At 46.9% G+C, this 3,844-nt stretch carries 4 protein-coding genes and 1 tRNA gene; 4 read left to right on the plus strand and 1 reads right to left on the minus strand.

From position 1 onward, the window contains the following. Positions 1-241: 241 nt before the first annotated feature. Positions 242-628 (minus strand): DUF4359 domain-containing protein, encoded by a 387-nt coding sequence (locus EWV66_RS13400; RefSeq protein ID WP_002757343.1) that lies wholly within the window; start codon positions 626-628, stop codon positions 242-244. Between the two features lie 102 nt (positions 629-730). Between EWV66_RS13400 and EWV66_RS13405 the strand changes: the two genes are divergently transcribed. The 4 genes from EWV66_RS13405 to EWV66_RS13420 all read left to right on the plus strand — a co-directional run. Next, positions 731-803, plus strand: a tRNA-His gene (locus EWV66_RS13405). A gap of 512 nt (positions 804-1,315) precedes the next feature. Beyond that, positions 1,316-2,260 carry an isoaspartyl peptidase/L-asparaginase gene (locus EWV66_RS13410; RefSeq protein WP_004161566.1) on the plus strand — a complete coding sequence of 315 codons (945 nt, stop codon included), beginning with the start codon at positions 1,316-1,318 and terminating at the stop codon, positions 2,258-2,260. Positions 2,261-2,330: 70 nt separating this feature from the next. Continuing rightward, complete coding sequence (locus tag EWV66_RS13415) at positions 2,331-3,521, plus strand: FtsW/RodA/SpoVE family cell cycle protein (protein ID WP_052278017.1); 1,191 nt, start codon at positions 2,331-2,333, stop codon at positions 3,519-3,521. A 216-nt stretch (positions 3,522-3,737) separates the two neighbouring features. Continuing rightward, positions 3,738-3,844 (plus strand): helix-turn-helix domain-containing protein (locus EWV66_RS13420; RefSeq protein WP_287107344.1); only part of this gene is annotated, 107 nt, incomplete at its 3' end.

Consider the following 3,844-nt stretch of genomic DNA (forward strand, 5'->3'; position numbering starts at 1 on the left):
TAGGGGTCTCAATATCCCCCTAACGGCCACCGAGAAAACCTTCACCAGATAAGTATTTTTACTCAAGTCTCTGGAGGGGGACAGCTTATGTGACAGTTGAGGGTGCGGAATGTGGGATAAAAGTATATGAAGATGTGCGGAATGTCGGCTACAATGCCCAATTAGCAAAAGTTTCAGCTATCACCACTACAATAAAATCACTACCATCAGGATTTACTCTCGGAAAATTTCAATTGCCTGACTACAGTTCTAAAGCTTCGTAGATGTATAATTTGTTCAAAAAACCGACGGTGCTGAAGTGATAACTAGGTAAAGGGGGAGGGAACCATAATTCCGTTTGATAAACGCTGAAAATGACAAAATTCTTTCTAGTGGTGTGAGTGGCGATCGCTTCTTGTAAAAAAGGATGACCCGTATCCACCAACATTTTACAGTAACCCCGTAAGAGAGCTTGCACCTCGAGGGAAGCTTGCGCCCGAGCGCAGACATTATCCTTAAGATAGCTAGTTAACCTCTGGGAAGCGTATTGTTCGTAATCTTGACGATTAGGGTTAGTTGTCAGCAATATCCCCGCAATTCCCCCTAAAACCACTCCTAACACTATTCCCCCTAACCGCGCCAATTTCATAAGCTCTCAAATCATCACTCACTTACCCTAACCATAGCCTGAATTAGGATAAAAAACCTCTTGTCAACCATTCGTCTTGTGCTATACTTGAAAAGGTGTACGGCGAGCGTAGCCAAGTGGTTAAGGCAGTGGATTGTGGTTCCACCACTCGGGGGTTCAAGTCCCCTCGTTCGCCCTCTTTTCAAGGCTCGTTGATAATTAGGCTTTGAGGGGGTTGATTGGCACTTACCCACTCAAATCCCCAATCAATTCGTTAACCTCAAAATAGTCTTTATGTACTGATAAATTTCGGTGAGAACGGTCAATGTGTTGGCTAGACTGTATTTGAGACAATTGAGCAAATTCTCGCTTCCAGAAAGGAGCGAACGGTGAGTAATTAGGGTTGGCTGAATAAATCTGAAAACCTTGTTGGGTAACACTTTTAGATTTTTTGTCAATCAAAAAGTACCGGATATGGGAGTGATCGGGGCAAAATTCCGGGACTTTTTCCCTGAAAATTAGGTAATTGACCCCCTGAAAATGGGTAAAACCCCACACCCCACACCCCACACCCCGCACCCCGCACCCTGTCCCCAGGAAAAACTTTTTGCCGCAAACCCTACTTACTGGTTAAGACGACACTGGAGAAGCGGAGTAGCGATAACGTGATAGTTTAGATCCGAGCGGTAATATGATGTTAGAACAATAATGACCAGAGTAAATCCGAAGTTAATTATTCATGGGGGAGCGAGTTCCCTAGAGGACAAAGGTGGTTTAGAATCAGTACGCGATTCTCTCCGGGGGATTGTTAAGAATATTTACAACCTCCTTGACAATGGTGCGAGTGCTGTGGAGGCGGTGACAAAAGGATGTATGTTACTGGAGGATGAACCGCGATTTAATGCCGGGACTGGTTCGGTGGTGCAATCGGACGGTCAGGTGCGAATGAGCGCAGCCTTGATGGATGGTCGTCACCAGCGTTTAAGCGGTGTCATTAACGTCTCGCGGGTACAGAATCCCATTAGCCTCGCTCAATTTCTCCAAAGTCAAGAGGATCGCATTCTCTCGGAAATTGGAGCTGCCGATTTGGCCAGAGAATTACAAATTCCCCTCTATGATCCCCTCACCGATTATCGGATTCAAGAATGGATGGAGGAAAGAAAGACGAATTTTAATCGCAAAATGGCCCGTTTATTCGCCGACTCCTCAGCGCAACGGGGAACTATCGGGGTGGTGGCTCTCGACCAGCAAGGAGACATCGCCGCCGGAACTTCTACCGGAGGTAAGGGACTAGAAAGAATCGGTCGCGTTAGTGACAGTGCCATGCCGGCCGGCAATTATGCGAATCCATGGGCGGGCGTAAGTTGCACGGGAGTCGGGGAAGATATTATTGATGAGTGTTTAGCCGCTAAGGTGGTCATTCGCGTCAGCGATGGTTTTTCCCTCGCCGCTGCCGTGGAGAAATCGATGCACGAATCCCAAACTAATGGTCGGGATCTGGGCATGATTTCCCTTGATCGTCAGGGTAATATTGTTTGGGGGAAAACGGCGGAAATTCTCTTGGCTGCCTATCATGACGGTCAGGCGATCGGTGATACCCTAGAATGGCACGGTGAAAACGCGGGTTTAATCGGTCATGTCGCCGTCGGATAGTGGAACAAACTGCGATCGAGCCTAGTCTTTTCGGTTAATCTGTACAAGATACTTCTTCTCGAAAATCTCCGTGTGGCAATACATTATTCCTATTTTTGACCCCGATGTGAAAAACTGGTCAGCCGAAGCGCGATTATTGCGCTCGATGACTTTCTTGTGGCTGTTAGTGGGGTTAGTCGTGCTTTTTTCGGCTTCCTACGCTCTGGCTGACAGTCGCTTTGATAACGGACTATACTATTTTATCCGCCAATTAATCTGGCTTTGGATTGGCTTAATTGGCTTTAATTTCCTGGTGCGATTGCCGATCGAGAATCTGCTCAAAATCGCACCCTGGATGATTTTATTAGTTTTAGGATTAATTTTGATCACTCTCATCCCTGGTTTGGGAGCGAATATCAACGGAGCCACCCGTTGGATTAAAATCGGGCCGATTCTCTTGCAACCGTCGGAATTTATGAAACCGTTTCTCGTCCTGCAAGGGGCGGCGGTTTTCGGTGGTTGGCCGCGTTTAAATGTCAATCAACGGTTAACTTGGATCGCTATTTTCGGGCTAATTCTAGCGGGCATCCTCTTACAACCTAACTTGAGTACCACTGCTCTGTGTGGTATAACTCTCTGGCTGATCGCTCTTGCCTCTGGTCTGCCTTTATCCTACATGACCAGCAGCGCTTTACTGGGTGTAACTATGGCCGTGGTTAGTGTTACTTTCCGCGAATACCAGAGAAAACGGATTTTATCTTTCTTAGACCCCTGGCAGGATCCCCGGGGTGATGGTTATCAATTGGTGCAGAGTTTACTGGCGATCGGTTCTGGCGGAACCACCGGCAGCGGTTACGGTTTATCCCAACAAAAATTATTTTATCTACCCTTCCCGGATACGGATTTTATTTTCGCTGTCTTTGGTGAGGAATTTGGTTTTATTGGCGGTATTTTACTGTTAATCATGCTATTTCTCTACGCCACTCTCGCCCTGATCGTGGCGGTTAAATGTCGTCATCGCATCAAAAAATTAGTGGCGATCGGGGCGATGGTAATTTTGATCGGTCAATCCCTGTTAAATATCGGTGTGGCCACTGGTTCTTTACCCACTACCGGCTTACCTTTCCCCCTCTTTAGTTATGGCGGCAGTTCCAGTTTAGCCAGTCTCTTTTTAGCAGCCCTCTTAATCCGGGTGGCTAGGGAAGAAAATGACAGCCTAGAGCGCCAGACTTGGCAGAAGGGTGCGGGGAGCAGGGAGAAAAAGCTGATGGCTGACGGCTAAAAAGCTCAATACTATCTCCTGACTTGAAAGAGGATGTGGGGTGTGGGGTGTAGGAAGGAAACCTCTTTCATCTGTGGGGGTGAAAATTTTTTCATCGGGACTGACTTCTCACCCAATTCCCTGGCCAAACCCTAGAAATCATCGAAAATTTTGGGTCTGAAACCCCGTCGTTCTACGACGGCTTTACTGTTAAATATTATCACATTTACGAAATATATGCTAAAATGTGAGACATGGAAAAGCTATCGCTACCGATTTTACCCCACACCCGAACAAGAGTCGCTATTGCGGCGCACTTTGGGCTGTGTAAGATTGGTTGACAA

The sequence above is a fragment of the Microcystis sp. M_OC_Ca_00000000_C217Col genome (assembly GCF_007095585.1).
Classification (GTDB): Bacteria; Cyanobacteriota; Cyanobacteriia; order Cyanobacteriales; family Microcystaceae; genus Microcystis; species Microcystis panniformis.

Bases quoted from the DNA above. Each gene is read 5' to 3' on its own strand.
- EWV66_RS13400 (WP_002757343.1), bottom strand. From the start codon at position 628: ATGAAATTGGCGCGGTTAGGGGGAATAGTGTTAGGAGTGGTTTTAGGG.
- EWV66_RS13410 (WP_004161566.1), top strand. From the start codon at position 1,316: ATGACCAGAGTAAATCCGAAGTTAATTATTCATGGGGGAGCGAGTTCC.